This window comes from Segatella copri (assembly GCF_019249765.2).
Classification (GTDB): Bacteria; Bacteroidota; Bacteroidia; order Bacteroidales; family Bacteroidaceae; genus Prevotella; species Prevotella copri_K.
The window spans coordinates 57,576-83,446 of sequence record NZ_CP152484.1; the positions used below are offsets into that span (position 1 = coordinate 57,576).

The following is a 25,871-nucleotide window of genomic DNA, read 5'->3' on the forward strand; positions in this document are numbered from 1 at the left end:
AAATTATACATTATAAATTATACATTATTATGAAGACAGCAGATGAAATTTTAAGCATGGTAAATGAGTTTCTGGCTAATTTGCCTTACGAAAGAAAGCCAAAGTCTCTTTATGAGCCTATCAGATACGTACTTTCTATGGGTGGCAAGCGTATTCGTCCTACGCTCATGCTTTTGGGCTACAATCTTTTCAAGGACAATCCTGAGAAGATTCTGATGAATGCCGTTGCCCTGGAAACTTATCATAACTATACTTTGCTGCATGATGACCTGATGGACAATGCTGATTTGCGTCGCGGTCATGAAACGGTTCATAAGAAATGGGATGCCAATACGGCAATCCTTTCAGGCGACAGCATGCTCGTTCTGGCTTATGAACGTATGGCTCAATGTGATGAAAAGCATCTTGCCAAGGTGTTGAAACTCTTTACGACCACTGCCCTGGAAATTGGTGAAGGTCAGCAGTTTGATATGGAGTTTGAAAACCGTAACGATGTGAAGGAGGAGGAATATATCGAGATGATCCGCCTCAAAACCAGCGTTCTTCTGGCTTGCGCCCTGAAGATGGGTGCTATCCTTGCCGATGCTTCTGATGAGGATGCAGAGAACCTGTATAAGTTTGGCGAGCAGATAGGATTGGCGTTCCAGTTGCAGGATGATTATCTCGATGTTTACGGCGATACCAAGGTGTTCGGTAAGGAGATTGGTGGCGATATCACATCTAACAAGAAGACTTACATGCTCATCAATGCCTTCAACCATGCCAACGACGCTCAGCGTGCAGAACTGCAGAAGTGGGTGGATGCCGAGGATTTCGACCGCAAGGAGAAGGTGGCTGCCGTTACCCGTCTATACAACGAGATAGGTATCGACAAAATGGCGCAGGATAAGATTGCTTATTATTTCGAGCAGAGCAAGAAGTATCTGGATGCCGTGAATGTGCCTGCTGAGCGTAAGGAGGAATTGGCAAAGTATGCTCAGAAAATGATGAAGCGACAGTACTAGTTGATAGTTAATAGTTTATAGTTGACAGTTGATAGGGCAATGTTCAAAGTAATAGATACACATACGCATTTTGATGCGGAAGAGTTTGATGAGGATAGGGCGGAGGCTTTCGCCCGTGCCAAGGAAGCGGGGGTAGGCAAGGTGTTCTTGCCTGCCATCGATGTGAAAACCACACAAGCGGTACTGGCATTGGCTAAGGAATATCCAGGCTATGCTTATCCGATGATTGGTCTGCATCCTGAAGAGGTGAAGGAAGACTGGAAGGAACAGCTGGCTGAACTCCGGAAGATACTGGAGGAGCATCGCATGACCGGTAATGCCAGTCAGGCGGGTTCTCCTCAGTTTTCTGACTTGATCGCCATCGGAGAGGTAGGACTTGATTATTACTGGAGCCGTGAGTTCGAAAACGAGCAGCTCGAGGCTTTCGAGGAACAGGTAAAATGGTCGGTAGAAACCCAGCTCCCGCTGATGATTCATTGCCGCAAGGCACAGAACGAGATGGTGCATCTGCTCAGAAAGTATGAGAAAGAACTGCCGGGTGGCGTCTTCCATTGCTTTACGGGCAATCAGAAGGAGGCAGAAGAACTCCTCTCCTTCGATAAGTTTGTATTGGGCGTCGGTGGCGTATCTACTTTCAAGAGCAGCCATCTCAGAGAAGACCTCCCTGCAGTAGTTCCTCTGGATCGCATCGTTCTGGAGACCGACAGTCCGTATATGGCGCCTGTTCCTTATCGCGGCAAGCGTAACGAGAGTGCTTTCGTGGTAGAAGTGATGAAGACGCTCGCCAAGGCTTATGGCATAAGCGAAGAGGAGTTTGCCCGACAGACCAACCTCAATGCAGAGCGGGTTTTTCCGCTTTCCGTATCGCAAGTATAGGACGCAAGCGTTCAAAACTCCTTAAATAAACATAAAAAAACAATGAAAGTTATGGTATTTCGGAGGAAAAGCAATAATTTTGCACTTCGAAATTGTTGCAGCAGCATGTTGCGGCGATTAAGAAGAGTTCTTCGGAATATGGAAAGGTGCTCGAGTGGCTGAAGAGGCACGCCTGGAAAGCGTGTAACCGGCAAAACCGGTTCGGGGGTTCGAATCCCCCTCTTTCCGCTTTTATATATATAATAAGGTATATGAAGAAAAATACAGCTATTGCACGTTTTGCAATATTGGTTTTCACATGGATGTGTTCTCTGCCTATGATGGCTCAAGAAGAGAACATGGGATTTCATCAAGCTCTTAAGACAAAGTTTATAGAGGGTAATGCGGGATTTATGTCTCTCGTTGCCATCGCCCTCATCGTGGGTATGGCTTTCTGTATCGAGCGCATCATCTATCTGAGTCTCTCTGAAATCAACGCCAAGAAGTTGATGCAGGATATTGACCAGAAGGTGTCGGCGGGAGATGTGGAAGGGGCTAAGACGCTCTGCCGGAATACCCGCGGACCGGTGGCTTCTATCTGCTACCAGGGTTTGATGCATATCAGCGAGAGTCTTGATGACATCGAGCGCTCGGTAAGCGGATATGGTACCGTTCAGGCGGCTAACCTGGAGAAGGGCTGCTCCTGGATCAAACTCTTTATCGCTATGGCGCCATCGCTCGGATTCCTCGGAACCGTGATCGGTATGGTCATGTCGTTCGACCAGATTCAGCAGGCGGGCGATATCAGTCCTACTATCGTTGCTTCGGGTATGAAAGTGGCGCTCATCACTACCATCTTCGGTATCATCGTAGCCCTCATCCTTCAGGTTTTCTATAACTACATCCTTTCTAAGGTGGAGCACCTGACAAGCCAGATGGAGGAGTCGGCGGTTACTTTAATGGATATTATTGCCAAGAATAAATAAACGAAGAGAGAAATGGTTAAATTTCAATTTTCAAAGCAGAAGACGAAGTCGGCCGAAAAGATATCGCAGCAGGTGTTCTATATCATGATAGGACTGGCGGTGCTGATTTTCGGTCTGTTCTTTTTGGTAGGCTACGATTTGCCTTTCGAAGAGAACCCCGACTTTAATGCGCCTCTCTTTACCGATGTGCTCATCCTGCTGATGTGGCTCTTCCTGATAGGAGGTACAGGTCTGGCAGTCTTTTCGATGATCAGAGATTATCGCAGCAGCAAGTCGGAGGCTGTAGTGAATGGCATTCCCGTGCGTCGCATCTTCCGCATCACATGGATCGGAACTTTGGCAGTTTTGCTGCTTACCTTCTTTTTGGGCGGTTCTGCTCCGATGCTCATCAATGGCGAGAATTATGCCGACTGGCTCTGGCTCAAGCTTTCTGATATGTTTGTCATCACATCGCTCCTGATGCTGGTGGCAGGAATCGGTGCCGTCTGTTTCGGTGCCACACGTTATATTCGGAAGAAAAACTAAAGAGAGTGCTTTAGGCTCTCTATTCTATAAATAAGGATTAAATATGCTGATTAGAAGGAAGCAACACGAAACCCCGGGACTGAATACCACATCTACAGCCGACATCTCGTTCATGCTGTTGATATTCTTCCTTGTCACCACATCAATGGATGTGGATAAGGGACTGTTGCGCCAACTCCCTTCACCTGAACCGCAGAAGAAGGAACAGCAGCAGTCGGTGGTAGACAAGGCTAACCTCATGGCGCTGCGCCTGACGGCTGGCGATACGCTTTTGGTCAACGGTAAGCCGATGCAGGTGAGCCTGCTCAAGGAAGAAACCATCCGCTTTGTACACCGCCTGGGCAAGAAACATCTCATCTCTATCGAGAGTGACCGCGATGCCGACTATAATCTCTATTTCCAGATGCAGAATCAGCTGATGGAAGCATATAGCCAGCTACGCAACGAAACGGCCCAGAAGAAATATCACAGGGATTATGCCCTCTTGAACAATGACCAGAAAGAACAGGTGCGCAACATCTGTCCGCAGCGCATCACAGAGTCGTATGCCAACGCAATGACTCATGCCGACCAGCGTGTTGATGCCAATGCTGAAGAAAAGCAAGGGGAAGAAAATTCGGCAGAAACAGCTACTGAACAGCAGAAAGGAGGTAAACAATGATGAATTTTCATAAGAAATCGCATGAAGTGCCAGGGTTGAATACATCTTCTCTGCCAGACCTCATTTTCTCCGTACTGTTCTTCTTTATGATTGTTACCCACATGCGCCAGGTTACCTTGAAGGTAGACTGCCGTTTGCCACAAGGCAAGGAACTCACCCGCCTGACCAAGAAATCGGCGGTGAGCCATATTTATATAGGTAAGCCAACCAAAGAGATGCAGGCAAAGTATGGTACCGGTACCCAGATTCAGTTGAATGATAAGTTTGCTTCGGCTCCCGAAGTGATGGATTACATTTCGGCAGAAAAGAAGCGTATGTCGCCGGAAGACCAGAAGCTGATGACCGTATCAATTAAAGCAGACCAGGAAACCAAGATGGGTGTGATAACCGACGTAAAGCAGGCTTTGCGCCAGGCAAAAGCACTAAAAATCAGTTATTCTGCCACAGAAAATGGAAAATAATATTAATTTATCATGTTTTTCTCTTAAAAAATTGCTTTTATTAATTTTTTGTATTATCTTTGCAACCAAATTATTAGTATTATGTCAAAACAAATTTTAGATTCATTAGATAGGCAGATTCTGAAGCTGATTTCTCAGGATGCCCGTATTCCATTTTTGGAAGTGGCACGCGCTTGCAATGTGAGCGGTGCTGCCATTCATCAGCGTGTTGCTAAACTTACAAATCTTGGTATCATCAAGGGTTCACAATTCATCATTGACCCAGAAAAGATAGGTTACGAAACTTGTGCTTATATGGGACTCTATCTGAAGGAGCCTGAGAAGTTTGACCAGGTCGTAGAGGAGTTGAAGAAGATTCCTGAGGTTGTAGAGTGTCACTATACTACAGGCGGCTTTGATATGTTTATCAAGATTTACGCGCTGAACAACCACCATCTCCTGGAAATCATCCATGATAAGTTGCAGCCATTGGGATTGTCTCGCAGCGAGACCATCATCTCTTTCAATGCATCTATCAATCGTCAGCTTTCTATGCAGGACCTCAAGAGTTTCAACGATGATGAAGAGGAAACTGATGAGGAGGCTGCAGCAGAGAAATAAGATATAAAAAGAAAAAAAGCAGTAGCTCCCTGCGGGATTACTGCTTTCTATAAAGGGTGAGGAATGTGAACGGTAAGCCGTTTTCATTCCTCATTTCTTTTTCTGTCACTTCCCATTCTGCCGGATTGATTTCCGGAAAGAAGGTATCGGCATGTTCAGGCTCCTTTTCAACGATTGTGAGATAAAGCTTGTCTGCAAAAGGCAAAGCCTGTTCATATATGCTGGCTCCTCCGATGATGAAACATTCATCTGAAGTTTCTTTGCTTCCTACCTCTTCTTTGTTTCCAACCTCTTCTTTCCTTGCTGCCTCTTCTTTCCTTGCTGTCAGCGCTTCTTCCAGAGAGGTGTATACTTCGCACCCTGTTATCTGCTCTCTTGTCTTCGAGATAACAATATTATGGCGGTTGGGCAAGGCTCCGTTCGGCAGCGACTCAAATGTCTTTCTGCCCATGATGATCGTATGTCCGGTTGTGAGCATACGAAAGCGGGTCATGTCCGATGGGATGGCGTAGAGCAACCGGTTCTTGTACCCGATAGCTCTATGCACTTTTGATATACAGGCGATGATGCTGAGCATTTTTTATTTTAATGTTGAATGTTGAGTGTTGAATGTTGAATTATTCATTCTTGCTATAAACTGTTAACTATAAACTATTAACTATAAACAGCTCTCCCGTCCCATGGCTACTCTTGATCTTCCACTCCTGCGGATAGAGGTTGTTGGCACGGTTGCCAATGTTCTTTTCCCAGCCTATCGGAACCTGTCTGTAGGTTACCAGTACATAACCCTTAGGCGTATCGGCAGGCAGATTCACAGCCTCCTTGCGAAGGTAGCGGATGGCATCATCGTAGGATAACTCCACCTGTGGGAAGTGATCTTTGTTGAGCATCGTTGAGAGAGCGAGAGCCTGGTCGGGAATGAGACCCTTTCCCTTGTCTGTTCCCAGTTTCACACCTGCATGCAGCACCTTCAGGTTCTTTTCAGCCTGGTCGTAGATGTCTTTCCATCTGCCCGGAATGGCGTAAACCGTCTCGTTGCTCTCTGCAGGCATCCATTCCGTATCAGCCTTCAGCCAGCCGTCCGGAATCTCCGGTCCCTTTCCTTTAGCCACCTTCTTGTCTTTCTTTTTCTTATCCTTCCTGTTCTCCTTGGCTGAAGAACCTGCTTCCCATTCGCCCTCTTTCTTCAGAATCGCCATAAACAGACCTTCGCCTCGCGAAACGCCAGGAATGAACCGGTAAACAGGGAAGTCGGTGCCCGTGAGGTTGCGGGTGATGTTCCATGCATCTTCTACACCCTCCAGTGCCATCACTTCTGTGCCAAGTTCTTCGCATATCCACTCCACATTCTCCTCATCTTCGTGCGCATTGAAGGTGCAGGTAGAGTAAATCAGGATACCGCCTGGCTTCAGACAGTTCCAGATATCCGATACGATTTCGCGCTGCAGCTGCCAGCAGTTGTTCACATTCTGGGTACTCCATTCGTCGATAGCCCCTTCATCTTTGCGGAACATTCCTTCGCCGGAGCAGGGAACATCGGTAAGGATCACATCAAACTGCAATTTCGATTTCTTGTAATCGCGGGGATAGTTGTTGGTAACAATCATATCCGGATGACCGAACTTCTGTACGTTCTCGGCAAGAATCTGCGAGCGGGTGCGCATCGGTTCGTTGCTGAAGAGCAGACTCCCTTCCGGCAAGGCAGCTCTTACGGCAGTCGACTTTCCGCCAGGGGCAGCACAGAGATCCAGCATCATCACCGGTTCTTTTACGTACTGTCGGATAGCCATATCAACAAACATAGATGAGGCTTCCTGTACATAATATAAGCCGGCATGCAGCAGCGGATCGAAGGTGAATCCGGGACGCGTAGAGAGATAACGTCCGGTTTCCGGACACCAGGGAATCGGTTCGCCATCAGCATCCTTGCATTTAAAAGGATTGATGCGGATACTGGTTGGTGCCTCCTCTTCAAGGATAGCATGCTCCAGACGCTGATACAGCTTTTCGCCCATCAGTGCCTGAGTATATGTTCTGAAATCTTCAGGTAATGTCTTCATTCTGTCTCTTTTTCTTTAATTTGTTTGCAAAAATAAGAAATTTTTCGTTTCTTTGCAACTAAATCGCGAAGAGATGCGTCTAAGAAGCAGAAATTTTTCAAATAACAAGGTAAAAACAATAAAAAAATAATGATATGAAGAAAGCAATATTGGCATTAGCGCTCGTTATGAGCATCGGAGCCACCCAAGTGTCTTTGGCGTCTTCAGCTCCAAAACATCGTTATCATCCAACTACCCAACAGGTAGATTCAAAGGCTGCTCCTGCATCTGCCGCACAGCCATCTGCTTCGAAGGATAAAGACGACGAGGCGTTGGAGGCATATTCTGATACCACCAGCACAGATTCGGCCAACTATGATGATTATGATGAGAATGATAATAAGTCTGTTCATTCTAGATACAGTTTAGACAACTATGATGATCCGTTCGATTTCATCGGTTCGGTATTTGGTGGCGGAGCGCTGGCTGTTATGATCATTTTCTGTATCATCTTCGGTCTGCTGTTTGTCTTTGCTCCGCTGATCATCGTATTTCTGGTTATCAGATATCTGATTCGCCGCCACAACGACCGGATGAAACTGGCGGAGATGGCGATGGAGAAGGGCATCAATGTTCCGGAAAGCGACCGGCCGATAGACAAGCAGAGCGATGAGTATCTGGTAAAGCGTGGATTGAGAAATGCCTTCCTGGGAGCCGGCTTGTGCGCCATGTTTGCCTGGTGGGATGCTGATTTCCTGGCTGGCATCGGAGCCCTGGTCTTCTTCTATGGCATCGGTCAGACCGTTATCGGCTCGCTTCCTGCCATCAAGGACTGGTGGAAGAACCGTCACGGCGACCAGGGCACGGGATATAATGGAACTCCGGTCTAGCAGCCGACATTCAATATATCATGGCTTCTCAATAGGAGGGGAAGTCACAAGGAAAAGAACAACAATTATTAGTTAATATATATAAGGTGGAAAAGTTATCCGATATCTCTCTCGTCACGAAGGTGGTGATGCTTCATGACCGCAAGTCGTTCGACCTGCTGGTCAGGAAGTATCAGTCACCCATTCGTGGGTTCTTCCTGCGGCAGACGCTGGGGGATGCGCAGCTGAGTGACGACTTGGCTCAGGATACCTTTGTCAAGGCATATACCCATCTGTCCGGTTTCAGGGGTACAGCCTCTTTCTCCACCTGGCTCTACCGCATCGCCTATAATGTATGGTATGATTATACCCGCAGTCATAAGGAAACGCAGGACATCGATACGCCTGCCGTTTCCCGTAAGAATGCACAGGGCGCCCATGCCGGATTGAAGATGGATTTGCTCAAGGCACTACAGATATTGAGTGAAAATGAACGTACATGCATCACGCTGCAGCTGATGGATGGACTCTCTATAGATAAGATTGCAGAGGTGACGGGAATGGCGCAAGGCACCATCAAGTCGCATCTCTCTCGTGGAAAACAGAAACTTGCAAGTTACTTAAAAAAGAATGGTTATGACCGATAAGATAAATGATAAGAAGTTGGAGAGCATGAAAGGGGAACCATTGAACCCTCAGGATGAAGAACTCTTGCAGATGTTCTTTTCCGATTGCCAGATGTCAGAGATTCCTGATGACGGATTCTCCGACAGAGTGATGCAGGCATTGCCGGCTTTACCCGAAACTGATACTGCGATGTCGCTGGTTAAGCGCCAGCGTCTGGAACATTTATGGACGGCAGTCTGTGTGGCAGCAGGCATCATCATAGCAGTGGTCTGTCAGGGATGGGAACAGATTCAGGGGTGGCTTTTCTCTATGAAGATAGATTTCCTCCTTTCCGGTTCGCGTGCCCTTACGCATGTGGCAGATTCCATCGCCCACTCTCAGAATCTCCTGATGGTGCTGGCTGGCATCGTTGTCCTCATCATGGTTTGGGGATATAATGAACTGGCTGATGCGCGTCAGTAGGCTTCTTCCCTGATATCAATTGTATGAATGATCAACTCTTTCTATTAGCAGAATAGTTTTTAGTGCTAATAGAAAGAGTTTTTTATTACTATAAATATCATCTTTATGCCTTTGAAATCTCCGTTCAAAGCTTTTGAATGTCCGTTCAGTGTCTTTGAACGGACATTCAATGACTTTGAACGGACATTCAATGTCTTTGAACGAAGATTTAATATTGCTGAATATAGAAAAACAAATAGGTGCTGCTACTTTTTCAGTAGAGCACCTATGCTTATGATATCGGTTTCTAAAACAATTTATAGGTAGTGCGGAGCACTTTGAACTCGGTTCGGCGGTTCAGCTGGTTGCAGATTTCCTGATGCTCCTTGCTCTGCTTCAGGATAAACTCTTCGCTGAGCACATCGCCTTCCTTGAGCCAAGGATACTTCTCGGTAAGTTTCTTGCGCACATTCTTCGGCTTCTCCTTACCGTAGCCCACAGGGGTGAGGCGCTCTTTCTCTATGCCGTGTTTTATCAGATAGTCTACTACCGATTGGGCGCGGCGCTGAGACAGATGCTTGTTATATTCGCTGTTTCCCTTGTAGTCGCAATGGGCGCTGAGTTCGATGGTAACGTGCGGGTTCTCTTTCAGCAGCGTTACCAGCTGGTCGAGGGCTGTTGTACTGGCTTCGGTAAGGGTTGCCTTGTCGAAATCGTAGAAGATGTTGTCGATGAGTACAGGGGCTGTGATGGAAGCCAGCGGGAACTGGAGCACGTATTCCTTACTCTCTTTAGCCGAATCAACCCGAAGTTCTTCCTTGTGGTTGAGGTAGCCTTTGCAGGATGCCATCACCAGGTAGTCGACATGCGGATTGATAGGGAGGACAAACGAACCGTCGCCCTTGACGGATAGTTTCCTGTTCGTTCCGTCGTTGCCTACGATTCTCACCTCGGCGGCAGGCAGTTCATAACCGTCTTTCTCGTAAACCCATCCCTTCATTGTGGTAACAATCTCCGGATTCTCGAAGGAGTAGATATGATCGTAGCCTCTTCCGTCTTTTCTGTTAGAGCAGAAGAAACCCTGGTTGTGGAGACCCTCGAAAGTCATTCCGAAGTCATCGGCTTCTGTATTCAGCGGATAGCCGGGGTGGGTGAGTTCATATTTCCGGGTGATGGAATTTACTTTGGCGATATAGATGTCGAGTCCGCCCATTCCTACATGACCATTGCTGCTGAAGTAGAAGTCGCCGTTAGGACGGAAGGTAGGGAACATCTCATCGCCTGGGGTGTTGATAGGTTCGCCCAGGTTCTCTACGCCGCCCAGTCCGGCAGGAGTGATGCGCACTCGCCAGATGTCGAGACCGCCCTTTCCGCCCGGCATGTCTGATACGAAATAGAGCCATTCGCCATCAGGAGAGATGGCTGGATGGGCAAAACAGCTGAGCGTATCTTTGCTGATTTCCAGATTCGTAGGCTTGCTCCAGGCTGCATCCGAGCGGTTGGAGGTTACTATCTGGGCTAAGCGGGGCGAAGTGGGATCGGTGGCACACTGGGTGAGGTACATCTGCTTGCCGTCTGGGGTAAAGCAGCATGCGCCCTCTTCGTAGTCGGTATTGAGACCGGTTCCGATGGCTTCCGGCTTGCTCCATTTGCCTTTGTCGTTCTTTTCAGAGAAGAAGATGTCGGCAGATTTCGTTCCCGTCACTCCGTTCAGGTCGCTGCCCTGGGCTTCGTTGCGGGTTGAGGTAAAATAGAGCTGGCTGTAGTCATCGCTGAGGAACATCGGCGAATAGTCGTCTCTTCGGGAGTTGAAAACATTCATCCGCTTTACCTTGTACCGGCTTCCTTCCTTCTTCCAGACTGGGGCTTTTCGTGCCGATTCGAGTCCGTTCTTTACCAGCATGTTGTCGGGCATGGAATCGAGCAGGAATTCGAATTCCTTGGCAGCCTGTCTGTAACTTCCGTTCTTCAGGAGAAGCCGGGCGTAAGCCAGGCGGTCGTTGAGGTCTGCCTGCTTGTATCGGATGGCATTGCTGTAGGCAGCCAGTGCCTTCGGCGTACTGTTGATTTTATCATAACAGCGTGCCATCTTTAGAGCCACCTTGCCTCGGGCAGCCCGCTCTTTGGTAGGTGTCTTGGTGTACACCTTTTTATATTGGGTTGCCGCATCGTAGTATTCGCCTAAAGAAAGATGCTTGTCTGCTTTCTTCAGGTTCTGTTCAATGCCGCAACTTATCAGAAAGAGGCAGCTGATTGCTGTTATGATTTGATAAAATCTTATTTGTTTCATATTGATTTACATCTGCGAGAATGGCTGGCGATATTGGCAGCCTGCCTTCCAGTTGCTGCAGCCATAGGCGGTCTTGCCCTTGATGATGACGCCCTTGCCGCAGAGCGGACAGGGTTTGCCAACCATTGGGTCGGCAGCTGGAGCCGGCTGAGCAGGGGCATTCTGAGAATCTGTATTCTGTGCTGCTGCCTTATCGGCTTTCTTGGCTGGAGCCTTTCGGGCAGCCGGTTTCTTGGCAGCCGGTTTCTTCTTGAGGTCTTCCTCTGTCATGATGGTCACTCTCCGGTTGCTGTTGTCTGACAATACATCGATGACTATCTTGTTGATCTGTTCTTTCAGTCCGTTGATGAAGTCGGCAGGATCGTAGGTCTTGTGCTCGATGTCGCGGAGCTTCTTCTCCCAGATACCGGTCAGTTCGCAACTCTTCAGCAGTTCCTCATGGATGGTGTCAATGAGTTCGATGCCTGTCGGGGTTGCCATCAGATTCTTGCGCTGGCGACGGATGTAGTGGCGCTTGAAGAGGGTCTCGATGATGCCGGCACGGGAGGATGGTCGGCCGATTCCGTTCTCCTTCAATGCAGCACGAAGTTCTTCGTCTTCTACGAATTTACCGGCTGTCTCCATCGCACGGAGCAGGGTTGCCTCGGTATAATACTTAGGTGGCGTGGTCCATTTCTCCGTCAGGGTAGGCTGATGTTCTCCCGATTCGCCTTTTGTGAAGGATGGGAGGGTTCTTTCTTCTACCACTTCCTTCTTGGCACCATTTCCTGAGTCTGCATTTCCGTTGGCGTTATCTGAAGTATCATCGTCATCTGCATTCTTTACATCCTTGGCATAGACTACTCGCCAGCCTGGTTCGAGAATCTCCTTACCGCTCACCTTGAACTCTATCTTCTCCGGTTTCGGTCCGTCTTCGTTGATGACTTCGCCCAAAACGGTGGTGGTGGAGAATTTACAGTCCGGATAGAACACGCTGATAAAGCGCTTGGCGATGAGATCATACACGTTTGCCTCCATATCGGTGAGTCCGGTTGGCGGAACACCGGTTGGGATAATGGCGTGGTGGTCGGTTACCTTGCTATTATCGAAAACCTTCTTGCTCTTCGGTAATTTCTTGCTGATTGTTGCGAGCTGCTGGATGAGCGGGAGGTATTTCTGCTGACTCATGATCTTTGCCTGACTCACTCCGTTCAGAATCTGCGGACATTTCGGATAGATATCGTCGGTCAGGAACTGGGTATCTACACGAGGATAAGTGGTGTACTTCTTTTCGTAGAGACTCTGGATGAGTTTCAGCGTAATATCGGCAGAGTAAGCAAACTTCTTGTTGCAATCCACCTGTAGCGAGGTGAGGTCGTAGAGATGAGGGGGTGCCTCGTTTCCCTTCTTCTTGCTTACATCCGTAACGGTGAAGGGTTTGCCGGCGATGGTACTAAATGCTTTCTCGCCTTCCTCCTTGCTGGTAAACTTGCCGCTGGTTGCCGTAAACTGGGTGTCGCGATAGATGGTGGCGAGTACCCAGTAAGGTTCGGAAACGAAGTTGTCGATTTCCTTCTGGCGGTTTACGATGAGGGCAAGGGTAGGGGTCTGCACCCGGCCGATGCTGAGCACCTGTCGGTTCTGACCGTATTTCAATGTGTAAAGTCGGGTGGCGTTCATACCGAGAATCCAGTCACCGATGGCACGGGAAAGTCCGGCAAGATAGAGTGACTGATATTCCCCCTGGTCTTTCAGTTCCTGGAAGCCCTGCTTGATGGCTTCATCGGTCATGGACGAAATCCACAGTCTTTTGACGGGGCATTTCGCCTGTGCCTTCTGCATCACCCATCTCTGGATAAGCTCTCCTTCCTGTCCGGCGTCACCGCAGTTGATGATGCTGTCGGCAGCCTGCATCAGTTTCTCGATGGTAGCAAACTGCTTCTTGATGCCTTCATCGTTGATGAGCTTGATACCGAAACGTTGTGGAATCATCGGCAACGCCGAAAGGCTCCAATGTTTCCACATCGGAGTATAATCATCCGGTTCCTTCAGCTCACAAAGGTGGCCGAAGGTCCATGTTACTTGGTAACCATTACCTTCCATATAACCGTCGCGTGCCGTGGTAGCCCCGATGATTCGGGCGATATCCTTAGCCACACTCGGTTTCTCTGCTATACAAACTATCATTCTTTATTCTTATTTCTGTTTGCAAAGGTACAATAAAATAATGAGATAGCCATCATTTCAGCTCCTTTTTCTCATGGCGGGGAATAAAATATTCCACAAAAAAGGTCGCCCTGAAAGGGCAAAAGCTTCTTGTATTCAAAGCTTTTGCCCTTTCAGGGCGACCTTGCTGATTGTTATCTAACCCAGGGCGCTGCCCTGGGCTAGGAACTTCTGCCCTTTCAGGGCGTGTGGGTAAATCCTTGCGTGCGATTACTCGTACTCCTGCCAGCTCTTAATCTGAAGCTGATCCTGGCTCAATGTGCAGAATGCCTCGATGAAGGCGGAAGCCAGACGGGCATTGGTGATCAGAGGAATGTTGTGGTCGATGGCGCCACGACGGATTCTGTAACCATTGGTCAACTCACGCTTGGTGTGATTCTTAGGGATGTTGACGATGAGGTCGAACTTGTGGTCAGCAATCATCTGCATCACGTTAGGAAGATCCTTGTGGTCCTCATCAGGCCATCCTACGGCTGTAGCCTTCACGTTGTTCTCGTTCAGGAACTTCGCTGTGCCGGCTGTAGCATAGATGGTGTAACCATTCTTCACCAGCGCTTGGGCAGCGTCGAGCAGAGAAGCCTTCTCCTTCGCACCACCGCTTGAAAGCATGATGCCCTTGTCCTTAGAAGGAATCTTGTAGCCGGTGGCAATCAATGAGTTGAGCAATGCCTCCTCGAAAGTATCACCCATACACCCTACCTCACCGGTAGAACTCATATCTACACCCAAAACTGGGTCGGCGTTCTGCAAGCGGGCGAATGAGAACTGGGATGCCTTCACACCCATACGGTCGATATCGAAAGCAGACTTATCCGGTTTCTGATATGGAGCATCGAGCATGATGCGGGTAGCCGTTTCGATGAAGTTGCGCTTCAATACCTTGCTCACGAATGGGAACGAACGGGATGCACGGAGGTTACACTCGATTACCTTCACATCGCGACCCTTAGCCAAGTACTGGATATTGAAAGGACCAGAGATGTTGAGCTCCTTGGCAATGGCACGTGAAATCTTCTTGATCTGACGGGCTGTAGCGAAGGAAATCTGCTGGGCAGGGAAGGTCATGGTAGCGTCGCCGGAGTGAACACCAGCATACTCAACGTGCTCTGAAATACCATACTCTACAATCTCACCGTTCTGAGCCACACCGTCGAACTCAATCTCGTTGGTCTCTGTCATAAACTGAGAGATAACTACTGGGTATTCCTTAGAAACCTCAGAAGCTGCCTCCAGGAAGCGACGCAACTCATCATCATTGTGGCAAACGTTCATGGCTGCACCGGAAAGAACGTAAGATGGACGAACGAGAACAGGATAGCCTACCTCGTCGATGAACTTCTGAACATCCTCCATAGAGGTGAGGGCGCTCCACTTAGGCTGGTCGATACCCAACTTATCGAGCATGGCAGAGAACTTACCGCGGTTCTCGGCACGGTCGATGTTGACAGGAGATGTACCCAGAATTGGCACAGACTGGCGATGGAGCTTCATAGCCAGGTTGTTTGGAATCTGACCACCTACAGAAACAATCACACCACGTGGTGACTCCAGGTCGATGACATCGAGTACACGCTCGAATGAAAGCTCATCGAAGTAGAGACGGTCGCACATATCGTAGTCGGTAGATACGGTCTCCGGGTTGTAGTTGATCATGATTGACTTGTAACCCAACTTGCGTGCTGTATTGATGGCGTTTACTGAACACCAGTCGAACTCTACAGAAGAACCGATGCGGTAAGCACCCGAACCGAGAACGATGACAGACTTCTCGTTCTTGTAGTAGTTGATGTCGTAACCCTCTACAGCGTATGTCATGTAGAGATAGTTGGTGAGGTCAGGATGCTCGCTAGCCACAGTAGGGATGCGCTTTACGGCAGGCAGAATGTTCAGCTTCTTACGCTGGGCACGAACTGCGAGCACCTCCTTCTCCATGTTGGTGTTCTGAGTCTTCAATACGAAGCGGCCAATCTGGAAGTCAGAGAACCCCAATACTTTAGCCTCGCGCAATACCTCGGCAGGAATCTCCTCCAGAGTATTATATTCAGAAAGCTTGTGCTTGTAATCTACGATATTCTTCATGCGCTCGATGAACCAAGGATCAATCTTGGTCAACTCCTCGATGCGCTCGATGGTGTAACCTTCCTCCAAAGCCTGGGCGATGGCGAAGATACGGAGGTCGGTAGGGTTGGAAAGTTCCTCATCCAAATTATCGAACTTGGTGTGGTCGTTGCCTACGAAACCGTGCATTCCCTGACCAATCATACGGAGACCCTTCTGGAGCATCTCCTCGAAAGAACGGCCGATAGACATGATTTCGCCTACAGACTTCATGGAAGAACCAATCTTGCGGCTTACACCGGCAAACTTGGTAAGGTCCCAACGAGGAATCTTACAGATCATATAGTCGAGTGATGGAGCTACATAAGCTGAGTTAGGAGTACCCATCTCGCCAATCTGGTCGAGCGTATAACCGAGGGCAATCTTGGCTGCAACGAAGGCGAGCGGATAACCGGTAGCCTTAGATGCAAGGGCAGAAGAACGGCTCAAGCGAGCGTTGATCTCGATGATACGGTAGTCGTTGGTCTCAGCGTTGAAAGCATACTGGATGTTGCACTCACCCACGATGTTGAGGTGACGGACGCACTTCACGGCGATGTCCTGCAACATCTTCACCTGCTCGTCGGTAAGAGAACAGGTAGGAGCCACAACGATAGATTCACCTGTATGGATTCCGAGTGGGTCGAAGTTTTCCATAGAGGCAACGGTGAAGCAACGGTCGTTAGCATCACGGATGCACTCGAACTCAATCTCCTTCCATCCCTTCAGACTTTCCTCAACGAGTACCTGAGGTGCGAAAGTGAAGGCAGATTCAGCAATCTCCTTAAACTCCTCTTCGGTCTTGCAGACACCAGAACCGAGACCACCCAGCGCGTAGGCAGAACGAATCATGATAGGGTAGCCGATGTTGCGTGCCGCAGCCACAGCCTCCTCCATGTTTTCGCAAGCGTGGCTTACAGGCACCTTGAGGTCAACCTTGTTAAGCTCCTTTACGAAGAGGTCGCGGTCTTCTGTGTTCATGATAGCCTCTACCGAAGTACCCAACACATCCACACCATACTCCTTAAGCACACCGTTGAGGTAAAGTTCTGTACCAACGTTCAAACCCGTCTGTCCACCCCAAGCCAGCATGATGCCGTCTGGGCGCTCCTTCTTGATAATTTCAGTTACAAAAAAAGGTGTCACCGGCAAGAAATAAACCTTGTCAGCAATACCTTCACTTGTCTGAATTGTAGCAACGTTTGGATTAATGAGGACGGAACTAATACCCTCCTCGCGCAAAGCCTTGAGAGCCTGCGAACCGGAATAGTCAAACTCACCTGCCTGGCCGATCTTCAAAGCACCGGAACCCAGAACGAGGACTTTCTTAAGCTGTTTCTTCATCATTAAATATAACTATAAGTTTGTTCTTTATATGTCTTGTTATTTATGTTTTTAGCAACTAAACTGCATTTGGCTTAGTTCACAAATGGTAGACACTCTATTTCTAGATGCAAAGTTACGCTATTTATTTGATTATCCCAAATTTTCTGCAAATCTTTACAGTTAAATAACATCAATTATTATTATTTCTTCTCTAGAATGTCGTATTTTTGCAATTATTTTGTTACTTTTGCAGCGGCTTTTAGTCATGTAGAAAAAGAATAAAAAATAGCAAACAAGATAAATATAACAACAATGAAAGTCGGATTATTCGTCCCTTGTTATGTGGATGCCCTTTACCCTGAAGCGGGTGTGGCTACATACAAGTTGCTTAAGCATTATGGACTAGACGTGGGTTATCCCGAAAAACAGACTTGCTGCGGCCAGCCAATGGCTAATGCCGGTTTTCAGTACAAGTCGGAGAAGGTCATAGAGACATTTGATGAGCTGTTCAAGGATTACGATTATATCGTAGCTCCTTCAGCCTCATGTGCTGCTTACGTAAAGGTGTATTATCCTAAAATCCTTGAGGGTAAGCACGAGTGTATTTCCTCAAAGAAAATCATGGATGTTGTGGAGTTCCTTCACGATGTGCTGAAGGTGGATCATGTTCCGGGAAAGTTCCCGCATGTAGTGAGTGTACACAACAGTTGCCACGGTGTGCGCGAACTGGGATTGTCATCTCCTTCTGAGCGCCACATCAAGCCGTTCAACAAGATTATCGACCTTTTAAATATGGTGGAAGGCATTACCATCCACGAACCGGAGCGCAAGGATGAGTGCTGCGGATTCGGCGGTATGTTCTCTATTGAGGAACCTGCCGTTTCTACCCGTATGGGCGAGGACAAGATCAAGCGCCACATGGCTACAGGTGCCGAGTATGTAACGGGTCCGGATTCTTCCTGCCTGATGCACATGGCGGGAATCGCCAAGAAAGAGAAGATGCCGATCAAGTTTATTCATGTTGTTCAAATATTAGCTGCAGGACTATGAGTACAGAACATTCCAAGAGAGCTGCGAAGTTTACGCAGAACGTAGAGAAGACCACCTGGCACGATGCTACCTTCTGGTCTGTTCGTCAGAAGAGAGATAAGATGGCGCAGGAACTTCCTGAGTGGGAAGACCTACGTGAGCATGCGTCTGAAATCAAGATGCATACGATTACCCATCTTGCCGATTACCTCGATATGTTTTCCAAGAATCTGGAGAGCCGTGGGGTGAAGGTTCACTGGGCAAAGGATGCACAGGAATTTAATGAGATTGTGCTCGGTATTCTGAAAGACCATAACGTGAAGAAGATGGTGAAGTCGAAGTCGATGCTCACCGAGGAGTGCGAGATGAATCCTTATCTGGAGCAGCACGGCATTGACGTGGTGGAGACCGACCTGGGTGAGCGCATCATCCAGCTCTTGCATCAGAAGCCTAGCCATATCGTGATGCCTGCCATCCACCTGAAGCGTGAGGAGGTAGGTAAGATGTTCGAGGAGAAGGGTATCTCCAAGGAAATCGGCAACTACGATCCTACTTATCTGACCCGCTGTGCCCGTCATCATCTCCGCGACCAGTTTATGGAAGCCGGAGCAGGTATGACCGGATGTAACTTCGGTGTGGCTGCTACCGGCGATTGCGTGGTTTGCACCAACGAGGGTAATGCGGATATGACCACTTCCATGCCTAAGCTCCATATCGTAGCGATGGGTATCGAGAAACTGGTTCCTGATTATAAGTCATTGGCTGTGTTCCAGCGCCTGCTTTGCCGCTGCGGAACCGGTCAGCCTACCACCGCCTTCACTTCTCATTTCCGCCAGGCTCGTCCGGGTGCTGAGATGCATGTAGTATTGGTGGATAACGGCAGAAGCGATATTCTCGCCGATAAGGACCACTGGCAGACGTTGAAATGCATGCGCTGCGGTGCCTGCATGAATACCTGTCCGGTTTATCGTCGTTCAGGTGGTTACAGTTACACCTATTTTATACCGGGTCCTATTGGTGTGAACCTGGGTATGCTGAAGAATCCTCAGAAGTACAGCGACAATGTTTCAGCCTGCACCTTGTGCCTGTCTTGCGACAATGTCTGTCCTTCTAAGGTAGGACCAGGTTCGCAGATTTACGTATGGCGCCAGAGTCTGGAGAAGTTGGGCAAGGCAGATCCTGTGAAGAAGGCGATGTCGAATGGTATGAAGTATCTCTTCGACCGTCCTGCGCTCTACACCACAGCCTTGAAGTTTGCGCCACTCGCCAACCTGATTCCTGAATGCTGTACGCACTTCAGCAATTGGAATGCCTGGGGCATCGGTCACGCCATGCCTGAGTTTGCCAAGAAGAGTTTTCATCAATTATGGAAGGAGGGAAAAGTAAAATGAAGAAAGAAGATTTCCTGAACAAGTTGCGTAAGAATACGCACGTTCAATTCGATATGCCTGCCGTAGATGTGAAGGGTATCCAGTATGAGGATACACTGAAACAGTTTATTGAGATGACGGAATCGGTAGGTGGCCATGTGATAGAGGCGAAGGAGGGTGAGAGTCTGGATGAGCTGGTGAAGAAAGCTTATCCGGAAGCCAAGGTCTTTGCCTCTCATCTGCCAGAAATCACGATTGCCCAGAAGAATCCTGATACGGTGGCTGAGGCTAATGACCTGAATGGTACTGATGTGGGTATTGTTCGTGGTGAAGTGGGTGTTGCCGAGAATGGTTGCGTCTGGATTCCTCAGACCATGAAGGAGAAAGCGGTGCTTTTCATCTCGGAATACCTTGTGATATTCCTCGAAAAAGAGAAGATTGTGAACAATATGCATGAGGCTTATGCCCGTATTGAGATGGATCCGAAGTACAATTTCGGTACTTTCATCAGTGGTCCTTCCAAAACTGCCGATATTGAGCAGGCACTGGTTATGGGTGCGCAGGCAGCCAGAGGCGTAACCGTAGTGCTTTTGTAAAAGAAGTATTGAATCTTAATCTATACGAATAAAGCCCACCAAATCGGTGGGCTTTATTCTTATCTCTGCTCAGTTAGATTTCCCATTGGTATGTGTCGTAGATGACCCCTCTTCCTCCGAATCCTTCCTTTTGGTGGATGAGATTCTTGTTGAGATACTTGCCCGCATCTTCTGTGGATTTGCCGAAGTCGAAGTATGGGACATTCCATGGGCATTTGTGGAGGATAAAGTCGAAGAGGGCATCCAAAGCTCCCAGTTCCTTGCCCAATTCGTTGGCAGCGATATACTGGGTATGAATTACTTGGGGGGTAGTATATACGATGCTTCCACCAATAATCGTTTCATCTTTCTTTACCACAAAGCAGAGAATGTGGTCTGGAAAACGATGCATAAGTAATTGCAGTTCCTCTTTCGAGTGTACAGGATGAGTATTATGCCTCTGCCAAAGATTCTTGTCCAATAAATCCCAAAAGTCTGTGATGTCCTTTGGAAATTTTGTAAATCCAACACTTAGTCCATGGCTCACAGCTTTCTTGATGCCTCTTCTTCTCTGCTCGCTGAATCGTAAGGGGGCATTGAGAAAAATGGTAGTGGAAATCTCTCTAGCTATCAACTTTGCCTTCCCAATATAGGAGAGAGCATAGAGGTCCTCTTCCGAAGGGATGCTCTGGTATATCCATGGCATTGCCTTGTAGATACATAACTGGAAATCATTTTGCAGGAGATAGTCCTTGAGAGCCTGAAAGATGTCGATGCAAACTTCTGCTGTTACCTTGGAACAAGTCAGTAAGCCTCCATACGTCAGTCCTTGGTGAGAATAGAGAATCTTCTTGTCCTCATCCGCAGTTTCATTGGCAGGAAGAATGGCATACAAGCGTCCTTTATAATAGAACATCAAGGAATGGTCATGAAATCTGTCTTGATGATAGTCCATATAGTTTCTGTCGAAGAGGAAGGTGCCTTGTCTGGATTTCCAAACAAAGTTGTTCCATTCGGCAGCGTCTTTTGGGGTATATCTTTTGATTTCTATCATGGCTCTGATGTTGTGCTATGTGTGGTATGGATGTATTTCAGAAATTCATCGTATTCATACAGATAGTCTTCTGGCTCATAAAGTTCAGAGGCAAGCACCAGGCATACGGCTCCCTCGGAGAAATCATCCAGTGTGCGCCATATCTCTGTGCCGAGATAGAGCCCCATGCCAGGATTGCTGAGCTGGTATTTCTTGGTCTCCTTGCCGTTGTCTAGGGATACGGTAAATGATCCATGCACGGCGATGATGACTTGCTGGAGCTTTTTGTGGGCATGACCGCCTCGGTTGCCACCCTGTGGCACATCGTATATCCAGTAGGCACGTTTCAAGTCGAAGGGAAGCTCGATGTTCTCCTCTGATACGGTCAGGTTGCCTCTAGGGTCGGATATGGTATGTAATTTGATGATTCTACCTAATTCTTTCATAAAGTTGTATTCTTTTATTTGATAACGCTCTTTTTCTTATTTTATTGCTTATTGCTTATCCTTCTTGGGCAACTTGATACTGGCATTGAACTTACGATGGCTTATTTCCTTCTTAATTTCCTTGGAGTAGAGGCTTGCACCTTCACGGTTCAGATGGTTGGCATTGTGGAATAATGCCCTGTGATGGGTGTAGGCAGTGTCGCAATAATGGTTAAGGAATGGGATGCCTTCCTGTTGGCAGATAAGCTTGAACCTGCGAAATACTGAGTCGCTTTGGTAGGATAGCTGTGGCGATGCTGTGAATATGAGGCAGGTATGGCTCCTTTTGCATTCGGCTATCAACTTGTGCAGATATTCATATTTCTTTCTGTCGTGTTTGTTTTGGGGTAAGGTCTCCTTCTCGATGGCTTGGCATCCCTCGTAGGGAGAGTAACCCTTGGTATAGCTCATGGCTGGATGACGCCAGTCGGCAAGCAGCTTGAGTAACCTCGAATTATACTGATAGAAAGGAAAGAGCATCTTGATGCGCTCGGTGGAGTCCACGTCCCAGAAAATCTCTCGTATGCCTGGTCGGTGGTAATAGGGGCGCAGGTTGGTGAGATAGGTACTGTTGTCATCTTGCAGCAGGTCATAGTCTGGTTCTACATCGTAGATGAGCATGTGGGGCATGCGTCTTTGCTTGAGTAGTTGCAGTCTGCCCATGCTGAAGATGATGCCCATGCGGTCTTCTCCCACATTATAATAGTTGCCCAAGATGTCTGGGTCGTAGTGATGCAAGGCTCTCGACGACCCCATGATGATGGAGTCGGCTATCAGCTCATTGTGGATATAGCGCATCCTGCCGCTCTCGCCTTTTACCTGAAGGTCGAGATAACGAAAGGTTTGTGCCGTGATGATATATATGATGGTCAGCAAGATAAGAAAGACCATGATTTTACTTAAGAACTTTTTCATATTTCAGCTTACGATTTGTTTCAACTTACGTTTATTTCAGCTTACGATTTAGAAACCTGCGTAGATGAATTGCCCCGAATCGAATACACCGAAGAGGAAGATGCTGGTAGTTACCACGACGTATGTACACCATCTCACCCAGAGCTTTGGATGATGGAATGGATTTTGACCTGGGGTTACTTCAACGATGAGATCTTTGGCGAATACCATCAAGATGAATAAGAGGATGAATTTTTCAAATACCCAGAAGTTCATGTCTTGCTCAGTGAATATCTTGCCGATTACATGGAAGGCATCGCCCACGCTTGGCATTCGGAAGAATATCCATAGAAAATTGATGAGCAGGAAATTGATGAGGATGCTTATTCCTCTCCTCATTCTCTGCCTAACTTTGTGCTCGGTATTTCTACTCTCTTTGGTGAAGCTTAACATCTTCTCCATCACTTGGAAGAATCCGTGAAGAACTCCCCAAAGTATGAAGGTCCAGTTAGCCCCATGCCAAATGCCACTGATGAGGAAGGTGATAATGATGTTGAGATAGGTTCTCCCCTTGCTGCATCTGTTTCCGCCTATGGGGATGTAGATGTAATCGCGCAGCCATTGGGAGAGACTGATGTGCCAACGATGCCAAAAGTCGGTGACGCTATGGGCAAAGTAGGGATTGTGGAAATTCTGTTGCAAGCGGATGCCGAGCATGGAAGCCGAACCGATGGCTATGAGAGAGTAGCCGGCAAAGTCGGTGTATAGTTGGATGGAATAGAGGACGGAGGCTGCCAGCAGTTCTGATCCACTGTGTTGCATATAGCCATCCAGCACGGGATTCACGTAGAGCAAGAGACGGTCGGCAATAACCGTCTTCAAGAACATACCCCACACTATCATCTTGGCACCATTTGCCAACTGCTGATAGTTAGGACGCACCAGCTGGCTCAGTTGGCATCTCAGGGCATCGTATCGGTTGATAGGACCTGCCGTGATGGATGGGAAGAAGGATATATAGAGCATGTAGGTGGGCAGATGATGCTCTGCTTGATACTTATCTCTGTAAACATCGAAGAGATAACTCAATGCCTGAAAGGTGAAGAAAGAGATACCCAGTGGTACTATGAGGGTATGGTGAGATGAGAGGCTATCCATGTAGAGCACCTCTGTGAGGATAAAGTCTGTATATTTGTAGAAGAGCAGGGGGAGGGTGGTGAGAAGGGCTCCTAAATAAACAATGAGTTTGCTTCTGTTGTTTGAGGTGCTGTTTGTTCTCTCCTTTCCCTTATTTCTTTCTATCAATAGAGCGGAAGTATATGAGATGAGTGTTACCACCAAAAGTATAGCTGCCAATGACTGGTTGTAATAGTAGTATAGGGCATAGGAAATCGCCAACAAAAAATACTTTTTGATGGCTTCCTTCTTGATGGCATGGAGCAGCAAGAAGAGGAAGGGAAATAAGGTGATGTATAGAAATGAATTGTAAATCATTGGAATAGTGTGGGCGAGTTTTCAATAAAAGAAGTACAGAAAACGAACTGTTAACTGTTACAGTTAACTTTTCGCTTTCTGTATTCTTTGTTGCTGGGCAGGTAACAAATCTGCCCTCTCGGTATTTTTTAATGGGGGATGATGTTATTTCTTCATGTATGGGTCGGTTCCCAATACAGTCTTTGCCAGGCGCTTTGCCTTGTCGCGGAGCTGGTTGAGGTCATCGCCCTTCTCGCCGTAGCAGAGAACAACGCCCATGCGGCGGCCTACGTGAGCCTCTGGCTTGCCGAAGATACGGATGCGGGTGTGGTCTTCCTTCAGGGCATCGAGCATATTGTAGTTTAATGGCTCGGTGCTTTCCTCTGGCGAGAGGATGACGGCAGAACAGCCGATGTGCTCCAGATGGATTCCGGCGATAGGCAAGCCCATCACCGCACGGAAATGGAGTTCAAACTCGCTCAGGTTGGTGGTGTGACCGAGGGTTACCATACCTGTATCGTGTGGACGAGGACTCAACTCTGAGAAGATAACTTCGCCCTGCTTGCTCAGGAAGAACTCTACGCCCCAGAGACCGGCACCTGTCAATGCCTTGGTTACTTCGCCGGCAATGTGCTCAGCCTTCTTCAAAGCCTCCTCTGGAATCTGGAATGGCTGCCAACTCTCGCGGTAGTCGCCACCCTTCTGTACGTGGCCGATAGGTGGACAGAAGAGGGTAGGACCGTCTTTCTGGGTGACGGTGAGCAGGGTGAACTCAGAATCGAAGTCGATAAATTCCTCGATGATTACTTCCTTCACGTCGCCACGACCTTCTTCCATTGCCTCCTTGTAAGCCTCCTTCAGTTCATCATCGTTGTGAACATAGCTCTGACCATGGCCGCTTGAACTCATCAGAGGTTTCACTACGCATGGGAAACCGATTTCATCGGCAGCGTTCTTAAACTCCTCGAAGGTCTTGGCATAGAAATACTTGGCGGTGCGCAGACCCAGTTCCTTGGCGGCAAGGTCGCGGATGGCACGGCGGTTCATGGTGTAGTTTACGGCACGGGCAGAAGGCACAACCTGAATGCCCTCCTTCTCGAAGTCGAAGAGTCGCTCGGTGCGGATAGCTTCAATCTCAGGCACGATGATGTCTGGGTGATGTTTCTCTACCACTGCGGTCAATGCGTCGCCATCGAGCATCGAGAACACTTCTCGCTCGTCGGCTACCTGCATGGCTGGTGCATTGTCATACTTGTCGCAAGCGATGACGTACTGTCCTGCTCGCTTTGCGGCGATGGTAAATTCTTTGCCCAGTTCGCCTGAGCCCAAAAGCATAATCTTCTTCATTTATATGATGTTTAATATTTTATGTCCCTAAAATTAATCACTAATAATTAATCACTAAGTCCGAACTTCTTTCTGATAAATTCTGCGATAAACTTCTCTGTTTCTTCGATTCCCAGATGGCTGCTGTTGATGCAGAGGTCGTAGCTCTCGCTGTGTCCCCACTTCTTGCCTGTATAGTAATCGTAGTAAGAGGCGCGCTGCTCCTCGTGGCTTTCGATAAACTTGCGGGCGGAGGCTCTGTCGATGTCCTTTCGCTTGCATACAGCCTTGATGCGGTCGTCGATGTTGGCGGTGATGAAGATATTGATCACATTCTTGTAATCACGCAGCACATAGTCGGCGGTTCTGCCCACAAACACGCAGTTGCCCTCATCGGCAGCCTTTCTGATGGCGTCGCTCTGGAACTTGTACAGACCTTCCTGCGAGAAGTCGTTGTGATAGAAATTGTTATCGCTCAGGAAGGGCAGATGGGTATGGAAGAGAGACTTGAAGAATCCCTTCTGCTCATCGTTCTGCTCGAAGAATTTCTCAGAGAATCCACTCTCCTTGGCGGCAAGATTCAGCAGCTCACGGTCGTAACATTTGCAACCGAAATCCTCCGCCAGCTTCTCGGCGATGATATGGCCGCCGCTTCCTATCTGGCGACCCACGTTTATGATAATCTTATTCATAATTTATA

24 protein-coding genes and 1 tRNA gene are annotated in these 25,871 nt (G+C 48.0%); 14 read left to right on the forward strand and 11 right to left on the reverse strand.

Features of this window, described 5'->3' with window-relative positions:
• Positions 1-29 precede the first annotated feature (29 nt).
• The 8 genes from KUA46_RS00170 to KUA46_RS00205 all read left to right on the forward strand — a co-directional run bounded on the left by KUA46_RS00170 (position 30) and on the right by KUA46_RS00205 (position 5,092).
• Positions 30-1,004: a polyprenyl synthetase family protein gene (locus KUA46_RS00170; RefSeq protein ID WP_153140001.1), complete on the forward strand. Its 975-nt coding sequence runs from the start codon at positions 30-32 to the stop codon at positions 1,002-1,004.
• A gap of 39 nt (positions 1,005-1,043) precedes the next feature.
• Entirely contained in the window at positions 1,044-1,880 is an 837-nt protein-coding gene (locus KUA46_RS00175; protein ID WP_153139999.1) for a TatD family hydrolase, read from the forward strand.
• A gap of 140 nt (positions 1,881-2,020) precedes the next feature.
• Positions 2,021-2,108 (forward strand) — tRNA-Ser (locus KUA46_RS00180).
• A gap of 74 nt (positions 2,109-2,182) precedes the next feature.
• The gene (locus KUA46_RS00185) at positions 2,183-2,845 is read left to right on the forward strand and encodes a MotA/TolQ/ExbB proton channel family protein (RefSeq protein ID WP_006847787.1); all 663 of its coding nucleotides are present in this window, start codon (positions 2,183-2,185) and stop codon (positions 2,843-2,845) included.
• Positions 2,846-2,857: 12 nt separating this feature from the next.
• Positions 2,858-3,370, forward strand: coding sequence for a hypothetical protein (locus tag KUA46_RS00190; RefSeq protein ID WP_154480252.1), 513 nt, complete (start codon positions 2,858-2,860; stop codon positions 3,368-3,370).
• 43 nt (positions 3,371-3,413) lie between these two features.
• Positions 3,414-4,031 (forward strand): ExbD/TolR family protein, encoded by a 618-nt coding sequence (locus KUA46_RS00195; RefSeq protein WP_153119581.1) that lies wholly within the window; start codon positions 3,414-3,416, stop codon positions 4,029-4,031.
• Entirely contained in the window at positions 4,028-4,492 is a 465-nt protein-coding gene (locus tag KUA46_RS00200; protein WP_117694272.1) for an ExbD/TolR family protein, read from the forward strand. The genes KUA46_RS00195 and KUA46_RS00200 overlap by 4 nt, the downstream gene beginning before the upstream one ends.
• An 81-nt stretch (positions 4,493-4,573) precedes the next feature.
• Positions 4,574-5,092, forward strand: coding sequence for an Lrp/AsnC family transcriptional regulator (locus tag KUA46_RS00205; protein WP_006847783.1), 519 nt, complete (start codon positions 4,574-4,576; stop codon positions 5,090-5,092).
• 37 nt (positions 5,093-5,129) lie between these two features.
• Here KUA46_RS00205 and KUA46_RS00210 read toward each other — a convergent pair whose 3' ends face one another.
• Together KUA46_RS00210 and KUA46_RS00215 are read right to left on the reverse strand one after the other, a co-directional pair.
• Positions 5,130-5,669 (reverse strand): dihydrofolate reductase, encoded by a 540-nt coding sequence (locus tag KUA46_RS00210; protein WP_153091850.1) that lies wholly within the window; start codon positions 5,667-5,669, stop codon positions 5,130-5,132.
• Between the two features lie 67 nt (positions 5,670-5,736).
• On the reverse strand, positions 5,737-7,152 hold the full coding sequence (locus KUA46_RS00215) for a methyltransferase RsmF C-terminal domain-like protein (protein ID WP_218486669.1): 1,416 nt from the start codon (positions 7,150-7,152) through the stop codon (positions 5,737-5,739).
• 134 nt (positions 7,153-7,286) lie between these two features.
• Between KUA46_RS00215 and KUA46_RS00220 the strand changes: the two genes are divergently transcribed.
• The 3 genes from KUA46_RS00220 (at position 7,287) to KUA46_RS00230 (ending at position 9,089) form a co-directional block, all read left to right on the forward strand.
• Positions 7,287-8,021 carry a DUF6249 domain-containing protein gene (locus KUA46_RS00220; protein ID WP_153139993.1) on the forward strand — a complete coding sequence of 245 codons (735 nt, stop codon included), beginning with the start codon at positions 7,287-7,289 and terminating at the stop codon, positions 8,019-8,021.
• A gap of 86 nt (positions 8,022-8,107) precedes the next feature.
• Positions 8,108-8,647, forward strand: a complete 540-nt coding sequence (locus tag KUA46_RS00225; protein WP_218486668.1) for an RNA polymerase sigma factor — start codon at positions 8,108-8,110, stop codon at positions 8,645-8,647.
• On the forward strand, positions 8,637-9,089 hold the full coding sequence (locus KUA46_RS00230) for a DUF5056 domain-containing protein (protein ID WP_181975258.1): 453 nt from the start codon (positions 8,637-8,639) through the stop codon (positions 9,087-9,089). Before KUA46_RS00225 ends, KUA46_RS00230 begins: the two co-directional genes overlap by 11 nt.
• A 286-nt stretch (positions 9,090-9,375) precedes the next feature.
• Here the strand turns inward: KUA46_RS00230 and KUA46_RS00235 are convergent, their stop codons facing one another.
• The 3 genes from KUA46_RS00235 to carB all read right to left on the reverse strand — a co-directional run bounded on the left by KUA46_RS00235 (position 9,376) and on the right by carB (position 17,004).
• Complete coding sequence (locus tag KUA46_RS00235) at positions 9,376-11,358, reverse strand: OmpA family protein (RefSeq protein WP_217326285.1); 1,983 nt, start codon at positions 11,356-11,358, stop codon at positions 9,376-9,378.
• Between the two features lie 6 nt (positions 11,359-11,364).
• On the reverse strand, positions 11,365-13,524 hold the full coding sequence (locus KUA46_RS00240; protein WP_218486667.1) for a DNA topoisomerase 3: 2,160 nt from the start codon (positions 13,522-13,524) through the stop codon (positions 11,365-11,367).
• Between the two features lie 249 nt (positions 13,525-13,773).
• Entirely contained in the window at positions 13,774-17,004 is a 3,231-nt protein-coding gene (carB, locus tag KUA46_RS00245) for a carbamoyl-phosphate synthase (glutamine-hydrolyzing) large subunit (protein WP_218486709.1), read from the reverse strand.
• Positions 17,005-17,298: 294 nt separating this feature from the next.
• Here carB and KUA46_RS00250 point away from each other — a divergent pair, with 294 nt between their 5' ends.
• From KUA46_RS00250 to KUA46_RS00260, 3 genes are read left to right on the forward strand one after another with little or no spacing between them, the layout of a single operon-like run.
• Positions 17,299-18,036 (forward strand): (Fe-S)-binding protein, encoded by a 738-nt coding sequence (locus KUA46_RS00250; RefSeq protein ID WP_153091860.1) that lies wholly within the window; start codon positions 17,299-17,301, stop codon positions 18,034-18,036.
• Complete coding sequence (locus KUA46_RS00255) at positions 18,033-19,406, forward strand: lactate utilization protein B (RefSeq protein WP_006847771.1); 1,374 nt, start codon at positions 18,033-18,035, stop codon at positions 19,404-19,406. Before KUA46_RS00250 ends, KUA46_RS00255 begins: the two co-directional genes overlap by 4 nt.
• A complete protein-coding gene (locus KUA46_RS00260; RefSeq protein ID WP_153139982.1) occupies positions 19,403-19,981 on the forward strand; it encodes a LutC/YkgG family protein in 579 nt (192 codons plus the stop codon). The genes KUA46_RS00255 and KUA46_RS00260 overlap by 4 nt, the downstream gene beginning before the upstream one ends.
• Before the next feature lie 73 nt (positions 19,982-20,054).
• Here KUA46_RS00260 and KUA46_RS00265 read toward each other — a convergent pair whose 3' ends face one another.
• The 6 genes from KUA46_RS00265 to KUA46_RS00290 form a co-directional block, all read right to left on the reverse strand.
• On the reverse strand, positions 20,055-21,014 hold the full coding sequence (locus KUA46_RS00265; protein WP_006847769.1) for a GNAT family N-acetyltransferase: 960 nt from the start codon (positions 21,012-21,014) through the stop codon (positions 20,055-20,057).
• A complete protein-coding gene (locus tag KUA46_RS00270; protein WP_006847768.1) occupies positions 21,011-21,439 on the reverse strand; it encodes a sugar 3,4-ketoisomerase in 429 nt (142 codons plus the stop codon). Before KUA46_RS00270 ends, KUA46_RS00265 begins: the two co-directional genes overlap by 4 nt.
• Before the next feature lie 48 nt (positions 21,440-21,487).
• On the reverse strand, positions 21,488-22,393 hold the full coding sequence (locus tag KUA46_RS00275; protein ID WP_153139980.1) for a hypothetical protein: 906 nt from the start codon (positions 22,391-22,393) through the stop codon (positions 21,488-21,490).
• Positions 22,394-22,441: 48 nt separating this feature from the next.
• Positions 22,442-23,866 (reverse strand): MBOAT family O-acyltransferase, encoded by a 1,425-nt coding sequence (locus tag KUA46_RS00280; protein WP_006847766.1) that lies wholly within the window; start codon positions 23,864-23,866, stop codon positions 22,442-22,444.
• A 144-nt stretch (positions 23,867-24,010) separates the two neighbouring features.
• A complete protein-coding gene (purT, locus tag KUA46_RS00285; protein WP_006847765.1) occupies positions 24,011-25,192 on the reverse strand; it encodes a formate-dependent phosphoribosylglycinamide formyltransferase in 1,182 nt (393 codons plus the stop codon).
• Positions 25,193-25,239: 47 nt separating this feature from the next.
• Complete coding sequence (locus tag KUA46_RS00290) at positions 25,240-25,863, reverse strand: AAA family ATPase (RefSeq protein ID WP_022121486.1); 624 nt, start codon at positions 25,861-25,863, stop codon at positions 25,240-25,242.
• Positions 25,864-25,871 lie beyond the last annotated feature (8 nt).